Raw genomic sequence first — 18,469 nt, 5'->3', positions numbered from 1 at the left:
TTTAAAGATCCTCTGCTCTTGAGGGTTTTGATAAGTGGAAGCCTTGAAAGAGATCACAACCCATCTCTTTTAAGAGCTCAAACTGCTCTTTTGTCTCTACGCCTTCTGCAATTACTTCAAAGTTAAACTCTTTGCCCATCATGATTATCGTTTTGACTATGGTTTTGTCGGAGTTGTTATTAAGAAGACCCATGACAAATGACTGGTCTATCTTTAGCTCATCTATCTTTAGATGTTTAAGATAGCCAAGACTTGAGTAGCCTGTTCCAAAGTCGTCAATAGAGAGCGATACGCCAAAAACGTTTAGCTCCTCGATCTTTTTCATCGCACTCTTTTGGTTGTCTATCAGCACGCCTTCTGTCAATTCAAGTCTGAGTTTGTTCGGATCTATCATCTTGGTGCTTATGAGCTCTTTTATTTCATTTACAAAGCCTGCATCTCTAAATTGAAGTGGACTGACGTTTACCGATATCCTCCACTCTTTTTTTGCATCGTCCTTTGCCCAAGACGTAAGCAAATCTGCCGCATTATCAAGAACAAAACGTCCTATCTCTTTAATTACCCCAGACTCTTCTGCAAGCGGAATGAACTCTGCGGGAGATATTACTCCGATAGTCGGATGCTGCCATCTGATAAGCGCTTCAGCGCCGACTGCTTTTTTATCTTTATCAAACTGTTTTTGATAAAGAACAAAGAATCTTCTCTCTTTTAGCGCCTCTTTGATATTTTGAATTAGCAGAGATCTTGATTTTGTACTCTCCTGAAGAGAGCTGTCATAAAACCGTATGATGTTTTTTCCATCTTTTTTTGCTGTACGCATAGCGTACTCTGCTTGGTTCAAAAGCAGAGCGGCAGTCTCTACGTCGTCAAAGAAAAGTGCTATTCCGATACTGCAAGTAAGATAAAATGTTTTATCTTTAAGAGTGAAAGGCTCTTTTGTTATCTCTAATATCTGTTTGGCATACTCCTCCGCAATAACGGCTGCACTCTCCTGTTTGTTCGAGAGATTTTCAACCAAGACCAGAAATTTGTCGCTTCCGAACCGTGAGATCATGGAGACGTCCTTTAGCTGCATTGCGAGTCTGTTGGCGGTCTCTTTTAAAACTCTATTTCCCTCATCTTGACCCATGAGATCATTAACGCTTTTAAAGTTGTCAATGTCCATAAACATAAGAGCGCCATACTTCATGTTTTTGTAGCTGTTCTCAAGAGCCTGAGTTATATGCTTCTCAAAAAGAGATTGATTGGCAAGATTTGTAAGCGGGTCATAAAAAGAGAGTTTGTTGATCGCCTCTTTTTGGTAAAAAGAGTTTATGGCAAAGCCGATATCGCCTGAGAGCTCATCTATCAGATCTCTCTCCTCTTTACTAAACCCCTTATCTTCTTTAGAATATATAGTGATCGTGCCGAGTGCTTCTTGCGCATTATGATATTTTCTAAGAGGAAGAGAGTATATCTCGATAATGCCGTATTTTTTTACCTTCTCCATGCACTCTTCATGCAAAGTCTCATCAAAATTCTTTAAAAAGATGTAGCGATTATTATCAAAGACATCTCTCTCTACCTGTGTTATCTCGGTCTCTTTAATGATGCCCACAGAGCTCTTTACGACAAGCTCGCCATCCTCGCATAGTGATATTTTTACGTTGGCAAATGATGTATTTGAGTGCATGGAGAGAGTCGTATTTTTTATTAGTTCGTCAACATCTTTGGCATTGATGAGGATCTGGTTAAAATCTTTTACCGTTTTTAAGATGCCAAATAGATGCTGCAGTTCACTCTGCTGTTTTTTCAGATAGGATGTTTTTACTTCCACCTCTTTTTTCAATATCTCTTTTTGCTCAATGTCTTTTTTCATAAGTGCTTTGATGGCAAAGTGTATGATGGTCAATAGAAAAATAATACTAAACCAGATCATGGCCATAGTTTTATAGAAGATCTCCATAGTCTGGTCTGCGATGGATTCAAGAGGTATCTTAATGCTAGTTACACCTCTGATGTCGCCTAGCTTATAGTCATAGCCGGTGTCGTATCTCTCTCTGATCGATGGCATTGCCTCCTCTTTCGTGCCGTGGCACTTTAGGCAGTATTGCTCAATTTTAAGAGGATAGGTATAGTTTAAGTATCTCTTGTTGTTTTTTGAGATTTTTGCCAGATGCATATCGGCGTAGGGGTTATTTTTAAAATATTCCATTGCCTCCTCTTCAAAAACATCTGCCTTATTTGCAGGGTTTCTGGGCCTATTGGTGACATTCCTAAGTGAGATGTCATTGTTTGATAGCTCTGAAAACTTATCGCTGATTAATGAAGATGCGTGAGCAGGCAGAAATCCGATAGTAGAGTTGTCGATCTTAAGATCGCTCTTCATAAACTGCTGATGATATACATATCGCATGGATGAGAAATAGTTTTTTAGAGTCTCGGCCCTGTGGTATGCTCTTGTCTCAATAAAGCTTTTGACCTTATCGTACATATAGATAGTTAGCAGGACATTTGAAAATATGATTAGCAGTGCAACTGTTTTAAATAATTTGTGATTTAGATCTATTTTAAACATATTTAAACCTTTAACAATAGAGGCAATAATATAACATAATTTTGCCTATTTTGTATGTTTTTATATTTTAAAGCTAGATCATCACTGAATTATGAACTGGTTAAAATATACCTCTTCTATCTCGCAGGAAGAGAGGTTTTTGTTCAGAGTCTCTTTCAGTTTCTCTCTCATCTGTTCATTGTTAGCATTGGCGGCGGAGTATCCAAGCAATGTGTTTATAGTAGCATCCCTTAGAATAACGCCTTTTTTAAGTATCTCATGTTTTATTTCATCACTGTCGCTAAACCAAGAGTTCTCATCTTTTACAGGTTTATACTTTATAGCAATATTTGCAATAAGTTTTTTATCACCCGATATATTAAAGACAAAGTCGCCAAGATTAGCTTTTGAGTCGCTGCTGATAGATACTTTCATGCCGTTGCTCAGACTTGATAGTATTGTACGGTTGTAAGCGCTCTCTCTTGGAGATTTAGCAGCCACATCGTATTTTTGAAGTTTTGTGAAATCTGAACTTAAAACGCCTAAAATAAGAACCAAAACAGTGATAAGCGATAGCACTACTATAATGGCGTTTTTTATTACTTTTACTCTGTCTATCTCTATTTTCATATCCGCACTTTATCTATAATCTCTAAATTATTGAGTATTATTATACAAACAAAAGATAAAAATATGATTTTTCATCTTCAAGGGTGCAAATTGAGCAGAAGAAACAGAACCAAAGATACCAAAAGAGATACGTTAACATTTACTACAAGAGATTTTCTTCCGACTACCAAAGAGGAGATGGATGCAAAAGGGTGGGATCAGTGCGACATTATTTTAGTTAGCGGCGATGCCTACATAGACTCTCCTTACATAGGCGTTGCGATGGTCGGGCGGATGCTGGAGAGAATGGGGTATCGTGTCGGTATGATAGGTCAGCCTGATGTTAACAGCGATGTCGATATCAAGCGCCTCGGCGAGCCCCGTCTTTACTGGGGAGTGAGCGGCGGCAGCGTTGACAGCATGGTCTCAAACTATACGGCGACAAAGAAGTTTAGAAGCACGGATGATTACACCCCGGGCGGAAAAAACGACAAAAGACCTGACCGTGCGCTTAGCGTTTACTGCAACCTGATCAGAAGATACTTTAAAAACACGGTGCCGCTTGTTCTGGGCGGAATTGAGGCAAGTCTGCGAAGAGTCACCCATTATGACTACTGGGCGGATAGACTCAAAAAGCCGATCCTGTTTGACTCCAAAGCTGACATATTGGTTTACGGAATGGGCGAGATAGCCATAGAGCAGCTGACACGCGCTTTGGACGAGGGGAGGGACTACAGAGATATCCGCGGGCTTTGCTATATATCAAAAGAGCCCGTATATGAGTACATACAGCTTCCCTCACATCAAGAGTGTTTGGATGACAAAGAGAAGTATATAGACCTTTTTGATGATTTTTACGACAATAACGATCCAATAAGCGCAAATGGTTTATGTCAGCCTGTTGACACACGCTTTCTTATACAAAATCCGCCGTGCGACTACCTGAATCAGGCAGAGATGGACGCAAACGCAAATCTTCCTTTTACAAGAGAGCTTCATCCATACTACGCAAAAGATGGCAAAGTGAAGTGTCTCGAGACCATAAAGTTCTCGATAATGACGCATCAAGGGTGCTGGGGAGAGTGCAACTTCTGCGCGATCGGAGTTCATCAGGGAAGAACCATAAGAACCAGAACGGAAGAGAATATTTTGCAAGAGGCGAAATATTTTAACAAGTACAAAGATTACAAGGGAATAATAGCCGATGTCGGCGGACCGACGGCCAACATGTATGGATATGAGTGCGACAAAAAGCTAAAAAAAGGGACGTGTGATGACATTAGATGCGTAGATGCCGACAGACTATGCAAGGTTATGCATGTAGACCACGGCCGAAATCTCAGCCTTCTTAGAAAGATAAGAGAAGTCGAGGGTGTAAGAAAGGCGTTTATTGCCTCTGGAGTGCGGTACGATTTGATAACGGCAGATAAAAAACATGGCTATTCATATCTAAAAGAGATGGTAAAACACCATATTTCAGGTCAGTTAAAAGTTGCTCCCGAGCATACGCAGCAGCATGTCTTAGAGCTTATGGGAAAACCTGGAAAAGAGACATTGGTGGAGTTTAAAAAGATGTATGACCAGTTGAACAAGGAAGAGGGCAAGAAGCAGTTTTTAACCTACTATCTTATCGCTGCTCATCCGGGGTGCGAAGAGAAGGATATGCATGAGTTAAAGCGCTTTACAACACAGGAGCTGAAGATGAACCCGGAACAGGCTCAGGTCTTCACTCCGACCCCAGGAACATACTCTGCGGTGATGTACTATACCGAGATGGACCCAAAAACCCGCAAAAAGATATTTGTCGAAAAAGATACCAAAAGAAAAGAGAAGCAGAAGAGAATAGTTGTTGAGAAAGAGTGTTTTAGAACAGGATTTGCATCGTAAATATTTAAAAATTATACATCCGATAAGATTTAATGCAAAAAATGTTCCAACTCTTACATCTATTTCAGTTTTATTTCTCTACAATATGCAAAAATATGCAAACGGTGTTTTATGAGAGTAGATAAATTTTTAAATTCGGTAAATATTACAAAAAGACGCTCCGTATCTCAGGATATGATAGCAAACGGAGTCGTGCTTATAAATGACGTTGTGGCAAAGGCGAGTAAAAACGTTGCCGTTGGAGACGTTATAACCATAAACTATCTAAACTCGGTAAAAAAGTATAAAGTCCTGCAGATACCGCAGACGAAATCAACGCCAAAAAGCCTTCAAGAAGAGTATATAAAGGAGATTTCATGAATTACGAAGAGGCAAAAGAACTATTTACCTCGCTTTTTAAGCATGAGATGAGCGATGAGCAGATGAGAGAGCTTCTTCTGGGTGTAAAGCTTGATGAAAACACGGAGTTTCAGACAATAGCTGCTGCCGCAGAAGTTATGCGCTCTTTTGCGATCAATCTGCCGATATCCAACTATCTGCGCTCAAAAGTTATCGACATAGTAGGAACTGGCGGAGATAAGATAGGAAGTTTTAATATCTCATCAACCGTAGCAATAATAGCCGCTTCCTGCGGAAGTATGGTGGCAAAGCACGGAAGCCGCTCTGTCACTTCAAAATCGGGAAGTGCGGATATGTTCGAAGAGCTTGGTGTAAGGCTAGATCTCAATATTGATCAGAGCGCAAGACTTCTTGAAGAGAGCGGTTTTACATTTATGTTCGCGCAAAATCACCACCCAGCCATGAAGTTTATCATGCCTGTTAGAAAGAGCATCCCCGATAAGACTATTTTTAATATCTTGGGGCCTTTAACAAACCCTGCGGGAGCAAGAAAGTCACTTCTGGGAGTCTTTCATAGATCTTTTGTGCCAAAAATAGCCGAAGCACTAAGAATGAACGGTGCGACTTCAGCTATGGTCGTTAGTTCCAAAGAGGGGATGGATGAGATAAGCATCAGCGACATAACTTACGCTTCACGCCTAAGTGGCGGCAAGATCAGCGAGTTTATAATAGACCCTCATGAGCATAATATAAAAAGAGCACCTCTGAGTGCCATCGTCGGCGGTGATGCAAAAGCCAATGCGCATATTTTATATAATATCCTTGACTCCAAGGCAACGGATGCACAGAGAGATATAGTGCTAATTAATGCGGCTGCATCTCTTATGGTTGACGGCTTGGCGCGTGATATTCAAGATGGTCTGGAGATGGCACGAGAAGTTATACAAACATCAAAAGCCAAAGAAAAACTCAAACAAATCATTGAAATATCAAACAAATTATGAGAAAATATCTACTTTCGCTCCAAGAGCTTGACACTTTGATCAAGGATGTTGTTGAGAATTTTAGAAACGGCGTGGTTATTTTGCGCGGAGACTTGGCGGCTGGAAAAACCACTTTTGTAAAGAGAGTGGTCAAGCATCTAGGCATTGAAGATGAAGTTACATCGCCTACATTTTCTCTGCAGCACTGTTACGGGGAGAGGGTCTTTCACTACGACATCTACAATCACGGGCTTGAGCACTTTATCTCTTTGGGAATGCTTGAAGAGCTTGATAGAGAGGGGCTTCATTTTGTAGAGTGGGGCGATGATGAGTTGGCTGAGATATTAGACTCGGCTGAGATTAAAAATATGACTATTACTATAGAAAAAATTTCTGATGATAAAAGAGAGTACACAATATGCACACATTAAAAGCAGTAGAGCTAAAAAAGAAGATAAAAGACCTTGAGATCGTAAAAGGTGTGAGCCTTGAGGTTAAAAGCGGCGAGGTTGTCGGACTTTTAGGACCAAACGGAGCGGGAAAGACCACAACCTTTTATATGATCTGCGGTCTTGTTGAATCAAGCGGCGGTGAGGTCTTTTTTGATGATGAGAACCTCTCTGGTATGCCTCTGCATCTAAGAGCCCTAAAGGGGATAGGCTACCTTCCTCAGGAGGCTTCAATATTTAAAGACCTTAGCGTTGAGGACAATCTTTTAATCGCCGCAGAGGTAAAGATAAAGGATAAAAAGGCTCAAGAAGAGAGAATTTTAGAGCTTCTTGATATGTTCAACATCGAGCCGATACGCTATAGAAAAGGCATAAGCCTCAGCGGCGGGGAGAGACGACGCGTAGAGATCGCAAGAGCTTTGGTAAATTCGCCGAAATTTCTGCTTCTGGATGAGCCTTTTGCCGGAGTTGACCCAATAGCCGTCATGGATATCCAAACAGTCATAAAACAGCTTGCATCTTATGGAATAGGCGTACTGATAACCGACCATAACGTGCGTGAGACCCTCGATGTCTGCGACAGAGCCTATGTAATAAAATCGGGCTCACTGCTGGCAAGCGGAACAAGTGCCGAGATAGGTCAGAATGCTGATGTTCGTAAACATTACTTGGGCGAGGAGTTTAAGCTCTAGGAGCTTAAGAAAGTATGGCGGCTCTAAGACAGACACATAGCGTAGAGAACAAGCACAAGCTCTCAAACACTCTGCGCAACTGGCTTCCTATCTTGCACTCAAGCTTAAGCGATCTAGGCGAGGCGATGGCTCCGTTTGTCGAGTCAAATCCCGTTGTTGAAGTATCGAGCGGATATGAGGAGGATTTTGAGAAGAGAATTCCCAAAAAGATCATAAACTCCTCTATAAGCAACTCCAGAACCGAGCAGATAGAGGCCTTGACCATTCAGAACCGCTCACTTTTTGACGTTTTGGATGAGCAGTTGGAAGCTCCTCTTTTTCCTACACCCATATCTCAAAAAATAGCATCTTTTGTTGTCGCAAATCTTGATGAGAACGGCTATTATGAAGGCAATAGCGAAGAGTTCTGTTCAAATAACGGTATTGAGATGGCTGAGTTTGAAAAAATCCGACTTCGTTTTGCACATGTAGAGCCTGTTGGCATCGGGGCAAAAAACCTCTCAGAGTCATTTCTGTTTCAGTTGGACAGCTCCGATGTGAGTGATGAGGCTTACTCTTTAGCTGTAAAAGTCATAGAAGATCTGGAGAATATTTACGCCTATTCGGATGAGAAGAATTTTCCTGAGGTCATGCGTGTTCTGGGTACTTTTAAAAATCCTCCCTCAATCGAGTATCAAGAGGAGTCATCACAGATAGTTCCAGATCTGATGATATTTTTCAACGAAGATGAGCAGATAGAGGTAAAGCTAAATGACGCCTACTATCCGACGATTCACATAGATACTAACTACGGGGTCGAGCATGAGTTTGTCTCTCAAAAGATAAAAGAGGCGAAAAGTCTTGTAGATGCGCTGGATATGAGAAAAGCGACACTCTACAAAGTCGGGCTTATGATAGTCGAGTATCAGTATGAGTTCTTCACGGGTGGCTCCATTATGCCGCTAACTCTTAAAACTTTGGCGGATGAGTTCGGACACAATCCATCAACCATCTCAAGAGCCATTGCGAACAAGTATATAGCATGTAACAGAGGCATCTTTGCCATGAAAGAGTTCTTTACCACGGCTATAGATGAAGATGTCTCAAATGCGGCTATAAAAGAGTTTGTGGTAAATCTGGTCAAAAACGAGAACAGGGCAAAGCCTCTAAGCGATATGAAACTTTTGGAGCTCATCCAAGAGAAGTTCAAAGTCCAGATGGTAAGACGCACCATCGCAAAATACAGAAAACAGCTTAACATAGCAGGTTCAAGCGAGCGAAAAAAACTTTATCATTTGCATTAAAGAAACACCTTCATTATTCTTAAGTTAGAGCTTATAAATAGAAAAATATTTCAAAATGACATATTTTTTAATAAAAATAAATTATTTGAGTACTATTTATAAAATCAATACTTGGAACTCAGAACAATGGACAAGCTAAATAAATCAAACATAAGTTTTAATTACGGCAAATTTGCCATAATTGACTCTAAGGGAATAAAACAAAATGGCAAAAATAACAGTACTAAGCAGTGAAATTGCAACATTAAAGATTAGAGAAGAAGACTATATCTGCATAACCGACATAGCAAAATACAAAGATGATGCACTTGCAAATGACATCATTAAAAACTGGCTTCGTAATCGTAATACCATAGAGTTTTTGGGCGTTTGGGAACAGCTCAACAACCCAGATTTTAAACCCGTCGAATTCGACGGGTTTAGAAAAGAAGCTGGACTTAATAGTTTCACAATGAGCCCTACAAAGTGGATAAACGGCACAAATGCTATAGGTCTGATTGTAAAATCTGGGCGATATGGCGGGACATATGCACACAAAGACATCGCTTTTGAGTTTGCATCTTGGGTGTCTGTTGAGTTTAAACTCTACCTTATCAAAGAGTTTCAAAGGCTAAAAGAAGCTGAGTTAAAGCAACTTGGCTGGGATATAAGAAGAAATCTCACAAAACTAAACTACAAAATCCACACAGATGCCATCAAGGAAAATCTAATCCCAAAAGAGCTTAACCCTGCTCAGATAAACTTTGTCTATGCAAGTGAAGCTGACATTTTAAATATGGCGTTATTTGGCATGACTGCAAAAGAGTGGCGAGACAAAAATGGAGATAAAAAAGGAAATATACGAGATGAGGCAGATGTAAATCAACTAGTTTGTTTGGCAAATATGGAGTCTCTGAATGCACATTTCATACATGATGGGTTATCGCAAAAAGAGAGACTTCAAAAACTCAATAAAATAGCCATTGAACAGATGAGGATTTTGAGTCGCAAAGAAGTTGAAAAGATAGGCAAAATAAAATGAACAACCTAAATAAATTAGACATAGAGATAAAACAACTGCTTGATTTAGAAGTTGCCAAGCGCAACTGCGAGGGCGAGATATGTGAGGAGCGGCTAGACCCCATTATGGTTGCGCACAAGTATAAAGACCCGATCATCTCGCTTATCTGTGCTCTTTTTGCCTACGGAAATGTAAAGCAGATAGTGAAGTTTTTAAACTCTCTTGACTTCTCGCTTCTGCAAAAAAGTGATGATGAGATTAGAGAGGGGCTTAAAAATCACTACTACAGATTTCAAAAGTCCGAGGATGTTGCGGCTCTGTTTATCGCTCTGAAACGGCTCAATGAAAAGAGTACGTTGGAAGAGGTATTTAAAACAGGATATAGCAAAAACAGAAGTACGATAGAGGGGATAAACGAGGTTATAAAAGCTCTTGGAGAACTCTATCCATATGAGAGCATGGGTTATAACTTTCTAATCTCTCAAGTCACTCTAAAAACAAAGGGAGCGGGGGCGCTAAAGCGCTGGATGATGTATCTTAGATGGATGGTAAGAGAGGACAGCATCGACATGGGTCTTTGGAGCGGGGTTGACAAAAGCGACCTTATCATCCCGCTTGACACACACACTTTCAATGTCTCAAAAAAGATGGGACTTCTGAGTAGAAAAAGCTACGACCTGCAAGCTGCGATAGAACTTACGGCAAAACTAAAAGAGTTTGACAAAGAGGACCCGCTAAAGTATGATTTCGCACTCTACCGCATAGGGCAGGAGAAACTTTGGATATAATTAGAAAATTTTTCAAATTAAAGGTTTTATAATGGAGTGCGAATTCCCAACTGTAAATTCAAACAAGCAAGAGATTAAAGAGATATTTGATATTACAAAAACTATAGCGGTTGTCGGGCTCTCTCCCGATGAGACAAAGGCGAGCAACAGAGTCGCAAAGTACCTAAAAGAGCAAGGGTATAAGATAGTTCCTATCTATCCTAAAGAGGATACTATTTTAGGCGAGAAGGTATACCGTTCACTTGCGGAGGTTCCGTTTGAGATAGATATGGTAGACATCTTCAGAAAGCCAAAAGAGCTTGATAACGTGGCAGATGCCTGCATAGCACGTGGTGATGTTAAGGTGTTCTGGGCACAAAAAGAGATCGTAAACAATGAAGCTGCCGCTCGTGCTAAAGCTGCAGGCATGAGAGTAGTCCAAAATATGTGCACAATGGTGGAACATCGTAACTTGCACGAGGGGGCATAGTTGTTTGACGTAAAAAAGATCTACAAAGCCAGAGAGCGCATAAAAGATGTCGTCGTAGATACGCCGCTCTCATACGCTCCCCATCTAAGCGATGGTTCAGGATGTCAGGTTTATCTCAAAAAAGAGAATCTTCAAGTAACCGGCGCGTTTAAAATAAGAGGCGCATACAACAAAATAGCAACGCTCAGTGATGCGCAAAGAGAGTGCGGAGTTATAGCGGCAAGTGCAGGAAACCATGCTCAGGGAGTCGCACTATCAGCTTCCAAGTTCGGCATAAAAGCGGTCATCGTTATGCCTGAATCAACGCCTCTTACAAAGATAAACGGCGTAAAAAATTACGGTGCAGAGGTGATTTTGCACGGAACGAATTACGATGAGGCTTATGCTTACGCTCTTGAGCACGGCAAGAAAAACTCTTTGACGTTCATTCACCCTTTTGAGGATGAGGAGGTCATAGCAGGTCAGGGAACGCTGGCTCTTGACATTTTAGACAAATGTCATGATTTGGATGCGGTGGTCATTCCTGTCGGCGGCGGCGGGCTTATATCGGGCATGGCTGCGGCAATTAAGAGCGTTAATCCAAAGATAGAAGTTATCGGGGTGAGTGCAAAGGGCGCTCCTGCGCTTAAGAACTCTTTTGAGTTAAAGAGTCCGGTGGACAGTCTAAGTGTGAGAACTATTGCAGACGGTATTGCTGTTCGTGACACGTCACCGATCACTCTTGGTTATATGCTACAAAGCGTAGATAGATTCATAAGTGTGGATGACGAGGAGATAGCAAGCGCTATTTTGTTTCTGCTTGAGAAACAAAAGCTTGTGGTCGAGGGTGCCGGAGCCGTAGGAGTTGCAGCACTTCTGCATGAGAAGCTCGAACACCTAAGAGGCAAAAAAGTAGCTCTGGTTCTCAGCGGCGGAAATATGGACGTAACACTTCTCTCGGTTATTATTGAGAAGGGTTTGCTGAAATCTGGCAGAAAGATGAAGCTCACGGTCACTTTGGTCGATAAACCGGGCTCTTTGATGCGCTTTACCCAGATACTTCAAGAGCTTAATGCAAATATCGTACATATCGCCTATGACAGAACCTCTATATCGCTTGATTACGGTGACGCGAACGTTACCGTTCACGTTGAGACGAAGGGCGAAGAGCATCAAAATATGATCTATAAAGTGTTAAAAGAAGAAAACTACATAAGAGATTAAGCAGATAATGAAGCCGATAAAAAAAAGCAGTTTTAGCGAAGCGGTAATATATACACAGATTTTGGACGCTAAAACGCTTTTGGCGGTCGACGCTCTTACTACTATAAGATATCTTGATTTGGAGACTCTAAAGCTCACAGATGAGCTAAAAGTTGACGTTGCTCATACAAGACAGGGCTCAAAAGTAGTCTCATTTAGCGGTGACGCAAAATATTTTGCTTTGATCGATAAAGAGTATAAAACATCTATGCTCTATGAGACTAAAGGTAAAAAGCTGCTTACTAAGGTCGATAGACATCAAGGAGAGGTCTCCTGTGTTGCGATAGAGCCTCAAGGCAGATATATGTTCTCCTGCGGTGATGAGGGGATCACATACGGCATAGATATAAATAGTGCACAGCTTACTTTCACGCTCCCTCCCCATAAAGATTTTGTAACCGATATAGCATTTACAAAAGACGGCAAATGGGCTGCAACGTCTGGCTACGACAAAAACATCTCTTTGTATAATCTGGCAATGATGACTCCGCACGGCAAGTTAAAAGCCCACTCAGCACCCGTGCTAAAGGTTGATTTTTTAGAAGAGGGCAGGCTCTTTAGCCTTGATAAAAAGAGCAATGCGATAGTCTGGGATATAAACTCTGCCAAAGTCATAGCAAGACTCAAAGGGATACATGACGAAGTTCTCTCTGTATGCGTGGGAAGCAAAAACAGATTTCTTTTTTTGGGTACAAAGCTCGGGTATGTTCTTGTATATGATCTTAGCAGTTACGAACAGATATCAAAAAAGTATATAAAACTCTCAGATGCGATCACCTCTTTGAGCTTTGATGAAGAAAAAGAGGAGCTTATTGCAGGGAGTGCCAACGGCGAACTTCTCGTATATGATATTTTTGATAAAGAGGAGCATCTGCGCGAACTTCTTGAGCAGAAAAAGTACGCCAACATCTCAAGCTGCATAAGAGAGAACCCGCTTTTGGTATATACAAAACCCTATAAAACGTTTGAGATGCTTTGGGAAAAGACCCTTCAAAGAGCGAAGCTGCTTTTAGAGAACTCTGAAAAAGCAAAGGCAGAGAGTCTGTTTAAAGATTTTCTGGTTATTGCTTCTAAAAAACAGCAGATGCAAAAGCTTATGGCAGAGTATTCCGAGTATGAGAAGTTTTTATCATACGTAAAGGCAAAAAAGCTCTCCCTTGCCTACGCTTTGGTGAATCTTCACCCGCTATACAAAGAGACAAAGGTCTATAAGTCGATGGAGGCTCAGTGGGAGCGGGACCTTGCAGTTGCAAAAAAGTATATGCTTGATCAAAAGTTAAGCCATAAAGTTCAAGAGATACTGCTGCCTTATAGGGGAATAAGCGAAAAAACGGCTCTTATCCAAGAACTTATACAAAACGTAAATGTCTATAAAAGATTTAGAGAAGCGATAACTCACAGAAAGTTCAAACTCGCTTTAGAGATCGTAAAACAGGCTGAGTTCTTAAAAGAGTATCCTGAATACAGAGCTCTTATTAACTACTCCGACTCTCTGTATATGAAAGCTCAGGTGATGCTTGGCAATGGAGAATCTAACTCAGCGCTTCAGATATTTCGCATATTGCTCGACTTTGATGACTTTAGGGATGAGGCAAAAGAGAGCATTGCCCTCATAGAGGCAAAACGGAAGTTTTTCACTGCCATAAAAGAGCAAAACAGAGCTCTTGCATACACAATTATGGATGAGTTTAAGACTCTAAAAGAGAGCCAAGAGGGCAGAATTCTCCATAGAGAGTGGGAAGAAGACCTTGAAAAAGCAGGTGATTTCGCTCTTTATGCAGATATAGAGGGAGCGAAGGGAGTTTTGGCAAAATATATGAGCATAAAGTCCAAAATCCAAGATATAGCAGAGATCTTTTCAAAGGCGCATATAACACAGCTCTATAGAGCGCTTGATGAAGAAATGGATCAAAAAAGAGTAGAGAACGGGATAAAAAACTACATGCTCTACTATGGCTTAACAAAGCGTATAGAGGGCTTTTTTGAGGATTTTAAGGTCAAATTTCCTAATAGTAAGATCAATATAAACTCGCAAAAACATGGTTCCATACAGAGTTGGAGACCATCTATGATAGTAAACTCCATTTTATAATAAAATCATACGAAAATCTTGACGACCTATATGGTCGTTATAATAAAAAGTGTTACAATTTGTACATGCAAGATAAGTTTTTCTAATTTATTTGCTAAATAAGACAAAATTAGTCTTTAGTTTTGTTATTATTTTATCACATTTATATTTTCGGTCATATTTGTGATGATGATCGGATATGTAAGTATGAATCTTTTGATAAAGGAGTTTGCTTATGAAAAAAGTTGTCTCAATGATTTTTGTGATGATGAGTATGACTATCGCTCTAAGCGCAGCTCAGAGCTCTAGTGATGATAAGTCGGTTATCAGAGGTGAGCAGCCTCACCCTGATAAAGGTATCTTGTACTAACAAGATCGGCAGATGCGCGGGCTCTTTAAGTTGATTGTAGGAGAGAAACTTTTAGAGCCAGAGCATTAAACATGATTTTCCTAAAATTTAACGGCAGCGATTAGACGGATAGCATCGTTCTTGAAGTCTGCTGCTGTTTTTTCATCAACATCCTGATGAATATAAATTCCCGTTAAACTTACATACTTGCCCAGTTTTGCAGATGCAATCAGGTCAAATTCCATTCCTTCTTTTGAAGTCTGTTCTGCATTTTGCAGTGAAGCTGTTAGTTTTAATCCGTCAAACTGGTAACTTGCCGCAGCTCTTATGGCATCAGTATCGCGCGCACCGACAAATGCACCGTCTTGAAATACCGACTGTGTATATACTTTAGATTTGTCACCCGTTGCAGCATTTGCAATTGTCGCCGTACCATTCTCACCTGTTGCGGTAGTAGAACAAGAGATATCCGCGCTGAATTTATCCACGCTGTATCCGACTTTTGCAGCAGTAATCATCGCATCGTCGATGCCTGAAGCCGCTAGATTTATACCCGCATTTTGAATTCCGAAAAATAGTCCGGAATTTTTATACTCCGCATCCGCCCAGTAAGCAGTAAATGTTGAGTTAATATTGTAGTACCACAGATTTACGGCCAGATTTTCAACAGGTGGCTTTATCATCGCACCAAATGCATACGCTCTTCTTTTTCCGTCTGTCACTTTTGTACCGTCATAAGAGCTTCCAAAACCGTAGTAGCTTCCGTCGTGCATTGTAGTACTTGGAAAGTTGGTTGCAGTTGCGTTTCCTGCACTTGAACCGCCGTTGTGCTGATGAACGTAACCAGCTACAAGTGTAGTGTACGGAAGATCGCTGTTGATCAGAACTGCTGCATCAAATGTATTATAAGAAGCGTTCCATCTCTCTGTAAAGAGTAACGGAGTGTTAAGTGCTTGACGTCCGACAATTACAGATGTATTTGCTATTTTATAATCAAGGTTCGCCTCGCTTATCCATATCTGTGTTCTGTAGTAGCCTTTGTCTGCCTCTCGTCCGGCACCCGCAGATGAGATATCTTTTACAAAACTCTGCTCCAGCCCAAGACTGTCAAGTCCTATAACACTAGCTTTCCCTTTTAACCCCTCGTAAAGATCCGCACTTACTCCCAGCTCAACAGCAGCAACCCCAACACTTGTGTTCTGCTGAAACATATCGTTTCTTGCAGCATCTTGCTTTGCAGTTGTTTGGTACCAGTACTTCGCACCCCCGCTTACCTTTACGTTTTCAACACCGTATGCAGACGCTGCTAAAAGCAAAGCAAGCAACGGAGCTGTTGTTTTTGATATCAACATCCTAAATCCTTTTTATTAGATTTTAAAAGTATATGAGAAGAGTGTCAATTTTTGTTTGACAAAGTCTTTACAATATCTTTACAAATTTGTTCTAAGATGTTAATTTTGTTACAATTTTATCACAAAATGAAAATTTGAGCATGAAACTGTGTGATTATTTTATTTTAAAAGTGCTTTTTGCATTTAAACTCAGATATAGCTCATTTTATATATAATTGGCGAATTTTTTAATATAGGAGACTTTTCATGCAAATAAGTGGCGCTCAGATGGTCATTGAAGCTTTAATTGCAGAGGGTGTAGAGAAGGTATTCGGCTACCCCGGCGGAGCAATTATGAATGTCTACGATGAGATTTATAAGCAAGATAAATTTGAACATATTTTGACTAGACATGAGCAAGCTGCAGTACATGCTGCAGAGGGCTATGCAAAAGCCAGCGGAAAAGTCGGTGTTGCAATGATAACAAGCGGTCCAGGTTTTACAAACGCGGTAACGGGACTTGCGGACGCATATATGGATTCTATTCCATTGGTAGTTATAAGCGGGCAGGTTCCAATGAGCCTTATAGGAACTGATGCGTTTCAAGAGATAGATGCTGTCGGGATCAGCCGCTCATGCACAAAACACAACTATCTGGTTACAGATGCAACGGAGCTTCCTCGTATACTTAAAGAGGCTTTCTATATTGCTGCAAGCGGTCGTCCAGGCCCTGTCCATGTCGATATTCCAAAAGATGTAACGGCTCAGATAGCGAAGTTCGACTACTCTTTGGAACTTGATCTTGAGACTTATAAGCCTCATACAAAAGGGAATCCGCGTCAGATCAAAAAGGCTATGGAGGCTATCGCAAAAGCAAAGAGACCTCTCTTTTATCTAGGCGGAGGTATTATAAACTCAAATGCGGCTTACGAAGTAAGAGAGCTGGTTCATGCAACTGGTATACCTGCCGTTGAGACGTTTATGGCAAGAGGGACTCTGGCTCACGATGATGAGTATCTCATCTCAATGCTCGGTATGCACGGCTCTTATGCCGCAAATATGGCTATGAGCGAGACTGACTTGGTAATAGGCCTTGGTGCAAGATTTGATGATAGAGTAACCGGAAAACTATCCGAGTTTGCAAAAAATGCAGGCGTTATTCACGTTGACATCGACCCTGCAAGTATCTCAAAGCTTGTAAATGCGGATTATCCGATAGTAGGCGATGTTAAAAACGTTGTAGAGGAGATGCTTAAGCAATCGACAAACATAAATCCTACGAAATATGCATCTTGGAGAGAGATCATAAAGAACTTTGACACGCTTCATCCGCTTACATATCATGAAGATACAGATAGATTAAAACCGCAATGGGTCATAGAGAGAGTAGGCGAACTTCTAGGTGATGATGCAAATATCTCGACAGATGTCGGGCAGCACCAGATGTGGGCTGCGCAATTCTATCCGTTCACGCGTCCGCGCCAATGGATAAGTTCAGGCGGTCTTGGAACAATGGGATTTGGTTTTCCTGCGGCTATGGGTGTAAAGGCTGCCTCGCCGGAGAAGATAAGCATAAACTTTACAGGGGACGGCTCTATACTTATGAACTGTCAAGAGCTTATGACCGCGGTTGAGAAGAAGCTGCCTGTTATAAATATTATACTTAACAACAACTATCTGGGTATGGTTCGTCAGTGGCAGACACTCTTTTATGAAAAGAGACACAGTGAGACCGACCTTAGTATTCAGCCTGACTTTGTCAAGCTTGCAGAGGCGTTTGGCGGAATAGGGTATAGGGTTACGACAAAAGATGAGTTTGATGCAGCGCTCAAAGATGCTATCGAGAAAAATGTAGTTGCTTTTATAGATGTCGTGGTCGAGAGATTGGAGAACGTTATGCCGATGGTTCCTGCCGGAGGCTCGCTCTTTAATATGATGCTATTAGAGAAAAAGGAGAAAAAATAATGGAAAAGAGTGAAAGAAGAGTTATTTCTGTTATTGTCGTAAATGAAGCGAGCGTACTCTCTCGTATTACAGACCTTTTCTCCGGACGCGGTTATAACATTACGTCGCTAACCGTAGCTCCTATCCCGGAGAGTAAGTACTCCAGGCTTACCATAGTTACGTCAGGCTCGGTTAGAGTTATAGAGCAGATCACAAAGCAGCTTCATAAGCTTATACCTGTTTTAAAGGTTTATGAGCACGCTGATCTGGTTGAAAAAGAGATGGCGCTTATTAAGTTCCCTGTTTCTGAAAATATTACGGATATAAGCACGCTTTGCGGAGCATACAACGGAAAGATAGTTAACGTGGGAGAGAATGTGATCATAGTAATGGTCGCAGATGAGCCAAAGAGAGTAGACAACTTCTTAAAGATAATAAACAAATACAATCCAAAAGAGATTGTAAGAAGCGGTGCCGTAGCACTAGAGAGATAGGTC

The 18,469-nt window shown here is 41.0% G+C and carries 17 protein-coding genes; 14 read left to right on the top strand and 3 right to left on the bottom strand.

Annotation, left to right across the window (positions count from 1 at the left end; translation table 11 throughout):
• Position 1 precedes the first annotated feature (1 nt).
• Together RBR61_RS05745 and RBR61_RS05740 are read right to left on the bottom strand one after the other, a co-directional pair.
• Entirely contained in the window at positions 2-2,557 is a 2,556-nt protein-coding gene (locus RBR61_RS05745) for an EAL domain-containing protein (RefSeq protein ID WP_320342718.1), read from the bottom strand.
• 81 nt (positions 2,558-2,638) lie between these two features.
• Positions 2,639-3,166, bottom strand: coding sequence for a flagellar basal body-associated FliL family protein (locus tag RBR61_RS05740; RefSeq protein WP_320342717.1), 528 nt, complete (start codon positions 3,164-3,166; stop codon positions 2,639-2,641).
• 90 nt (positions 3,167-3,256) lie between these two features.
• Between RBR61_RS05740 and RBR61_RS05735 the strand changes: the two genes are divergently transcribed.
• From RBR61_RS05735 to RBR61_RS05680, 12 genes are all read left to right on the top strand, one after another.
• Positions 3,257-5,032, top strand: a complete 1,776-nt coding sequence (locus RBR61_RS05735; protein WP_320342715.1) for a YgiQ family radical SAM protein — start codon at positions 3,257-3,259, stop codon at positions 5,030-5,032.
• 111 nt (positions 5,033-5,143) lie between these two features.
• Complete coding sequence (locus RBR61_RS05730; RefSeq protein WP_320342713.1) at positions 5,144-5,392, top strand: RNA-binding S4 domain-containing protein; 249 nt, start codon at positions 5,144-5,146, stop codon at positions 5,390-5,392.
• Positions 5,389-6,375 (top strand): anthranilate phosphoribosyltransferase, encoded by a 987-nt coding sequence (gene trpD / locus RBR61_RS05725; protein WP_320342710.1) that lies wholly within the window; start codon positions 5,389-5,391, stop codon positions 6,373-6,375. Before RBR61_RS05730 ends, trpD begins: the two co-directional genes overlap by 4 nt.
• Positions 6,372-6,785 carry a tRNA (adenosine(37)-N6)-threonylcarbamoyltransferase complex ATPase subunit type 1 TsaE gene (gene tsaE / locus RBR61_RS05720; RefSeq protein WP_320342708.1) on the top strand — a complete coding sequence of 138 codons (414 nt, stop codon included), beginning with the start codon at positions 6,372-6,374 and terminating at the stop codon, positions 6,783-6,785. The genes trpD and tsaE overlap by 4 nt, the downstream gene beginning before the upstream one ends.
• On the top strand, positions 6,773-7,495 hold the full coding sequence (lptB, locus tag RBR61_RS05715; RefSeq protein WP_320342707.1) for an LPS export ABC transporter ATP-binding protein: 723 nt from the start codon (positions 6,773-6,775) through the stop codon (positions 7,493-7,495). Before tsaE ends, lptB begins: the two co-directional genes overlap by 13 nt.
• Before the next feature lie 14 nt (positions 7,496-7,509).
• The gene (locus tag RBR61_RS05710) at positions 7,510-8,778 is read left to right on the top strand and encodes an RNA polymerase factor sigma-54 (protein WP_320342706.1); all 1,269 of its coding nucleotides are present in this window, start codon (positions 7,510-7,512) and stop codon (positions 8,776-8,778) included.
• Between the two features lie 205 nt (positions 8,779-8,983).
• Positions 8,984-9,799, top strand: coding sequence for a KilA-N domain-containing protein (locus RBR61_RS05705; RefSeq protein WP_320342704.1), 816 nt, complete (start codon positions 8,984-8,986; stop codon positions 9,797-9,799).
• Positions 9,796-10,566, top strand: a complete 771-nt coding sequence (locus tag RBR61_RS05700) for a TIGR02757 family protein (protein ID WP_320342702.1) — start codon at positions 9,796-9,798, stop codon at positions 10,564-10,566. The genes RBR61_RS05705 and RBR61_RS05700 overlap by 4 nt, the downstream gene beginning before the upstream one ends.
• Positions 10,567-10,597: 31 nt before the next feature.
• A complete protein-coding gene (locus tag RBR61_RS05695) occupies positions 10,598-11,035 on the top strand; it encodes a CoA-binding protein (RefSeq protein WP_320342701.1) in 438 nt (145 codons plus the stop codon).
• Complete coding sequence (gene ilvA / locus RBR61_RS05690) at positions 11,036-12,238, top strand: threonine ammonia-lyase (protein ID WP_320342700.1); 1,203 nt, start codon at positions 11,036-11,038, stop codon at positions 12,236-12,238.
• A 7-nt stretch (positions 12,239-12,245) separates the two neighbouring features.
• Complete coding sequence (locus RBR61_RS05685; RefSeq protein WP_320342699.1) at positions 12,246-14,369, top strand: WD40 repeat domain-containing protein; 2,124 nt, start codon at positions 12,246-12,248, stop codon at positions 14,367-14,369.
• A gap of 214 nt (positions 14,370-14,583) precedes the next feature.
• The gene (locus tag RBR61_RS05680; RefSeq protein ID WP_320342698.1) at positions 14,584-14,718 is read left to right on the top strand and encodes a hypothetical protein; all 135 of its coding nucleotides are present in this window, start codon (positions 14,584-14,586) and stop codon (positions 14,716-14,718) included.
• 80 nt (positions 14,719-14,798) lie between these two features.
• Here RBR61_RS05680 and RBR61_RS05675 read toward each other — a convergent pair whose 3' ends face one another.
• A complete protein-coding gene (locus RBR61_RS05675; protein WP_320342697.1) occupies positions 14,799-16,049 on the bottom strand; it encodes a hypothetical protein in 1,251 nt (416 codons plus the stop codon).
• Positions 16,050-16,295: 246 nt separating this feature from the next.
• On the opposite strand from RBR61_RS05675, the gene RBR61_RS05670 reads away from it, so the two are divergent.
• The gene (locus RBR61_RS05670) at positions 16,296-17,993 is read left to right on the top strand and encodes an acetolactate synthase large subunit (RefSeq protein WP_320342695.1); all 1,698 of its coding nucleotides are present in this window, start codon (positions 16,296-16,298) and stop codon (positions 17,991-17,993) included.
• Positions 17,993-18,466 (top strand): acetolactate synthase small subunit, encoded by a 474-nt coding sequence (gene ilvN / locus RBR61_RS05665; protein WP_320342694.1) that lies wholly within the window; start codon positions 17,993-17,995, stop codon positions 18,464-18,466. The genes RBR61_RS05670 and ilvN overlap by 1 nt, the downstream gene beginning before the upstream one ends.
• Positions 18,467-18,469 lie beyond the last annotated feature (3 nt).

This window comes from Sulfurimonas sp. (genome assembly GCF_034005705.1).
Lineage (GTDB): Bacteria > Campylobacterota > Campylobacteria > Campylobacterales > Sulfurimonadaceae > Sulfurimonas.
Note: the sequence above shows the minus strand (reverse complement) of the source record. Positions and strands in the feature narration are given on the sequence as shown.

Bases quoted from the DNA above. Each gene is read 5' to 3' on its own strand.
- RBR61_RS05700 (WP_320342702.1), top strand. From the start codon at position 9,796: ATGAACAACCTAAATAAATTAGACATAGAGATAAAACAACTGCTTGAT.
- ilvN (WP_320342694.1), top strand. From the start codon at position 17,993: ATGGAAAAGAGTGAAAGAAGAGTTATTTCTGTTATTGTCGTAAATGAA.
- RBR61_RS05740 (WP_320342717.1), bottom strand. From the start codon at position 3,166: ATGAAAATAGAGATAGACAGAGTAAAAGTAATAAAAAACGCCATTATA.
- RBR61_RS05685 (WP_320342699.1), top strand. From the start codon at position 12,246: ATGAAGCCGATAAAAAAAAGCAGTTTTAGCGAAGCGGTAATATATACA.
- RBR61_RS05680 (WP_320342698.1), top strand. From the start codon at position 14,584: ATGAAAAAAGTTGTCTCAATGATTTTTGTGATGATGAGTATGACTATC.
- RBR61_RS05710 (WP_320342706.1), top strand. From the start codon at position 7,510: ATGGCGGCTCTAAGACAGACACATAGCGTAGAGAACAAGCACAAGCTC.
- RBR61_RS05670 (WP_320342695.1), top strand. From the start codon at position 16,296: ATGCAAATAAGTGGCGCTCAGATGGTCATTGAAGCTTTAATTGCAGAG.
- RBR61_RS05675 (WP_320342697.1), bottom strand. From the start codon at position 16,049: ATGTTGATATCAAAAACAACAGCTCCGTTGCTTGCTTTGCTTTTAGCA.
- trpD (WP_320342710.1), top strand. From the start codon at position 5,389: ATGAATTACGAAGAGGCAAAAGAACTATTTACCTCGCTTTTTAAGCAT.
- RBR61_RS05745 (WP_320342718.1), bottom strand. From the start codon at position 2,557: ATGTTTAAAATAGATCTAAATCACAAATTATTTAAAACAGTTGCACTG.
- lptB (WP_320342707.1), top strand. From the start codon at position 6,773: ATGCACACATTAAAAGCAGTAGAGCTAAAAAAGAAGATAAAAGACCTT.
- tsaE (WP_320342708.1), top strand. From the start codon at position 6,372: ATGAGAAAATATCTACTTTCGCTCCAAGAGCTTGACACTTTGATCAAG.
- RBR61_RS05705 (WP_320342704.1), top strand. From the start codon at position 8,984: ATGGCAAAAATAACAGTACTAAGCAGTGAAATTGCAACATTAAAGATT.
- RBR61_RS05695 (WP_320342701.1), top strand. From the start codon at position 10,598: ATGGAGTGCGAATTCCCAACTGTAAATTCAAACAAGCAAGAGATTAAA.
- RBR61_RS05730 (WP_320342713.1), top strand. From the start codon at position 5,144: ATGAGAGTAGATAAATTTTTAAATTCGGTAAATATTACAAAAAGACGC.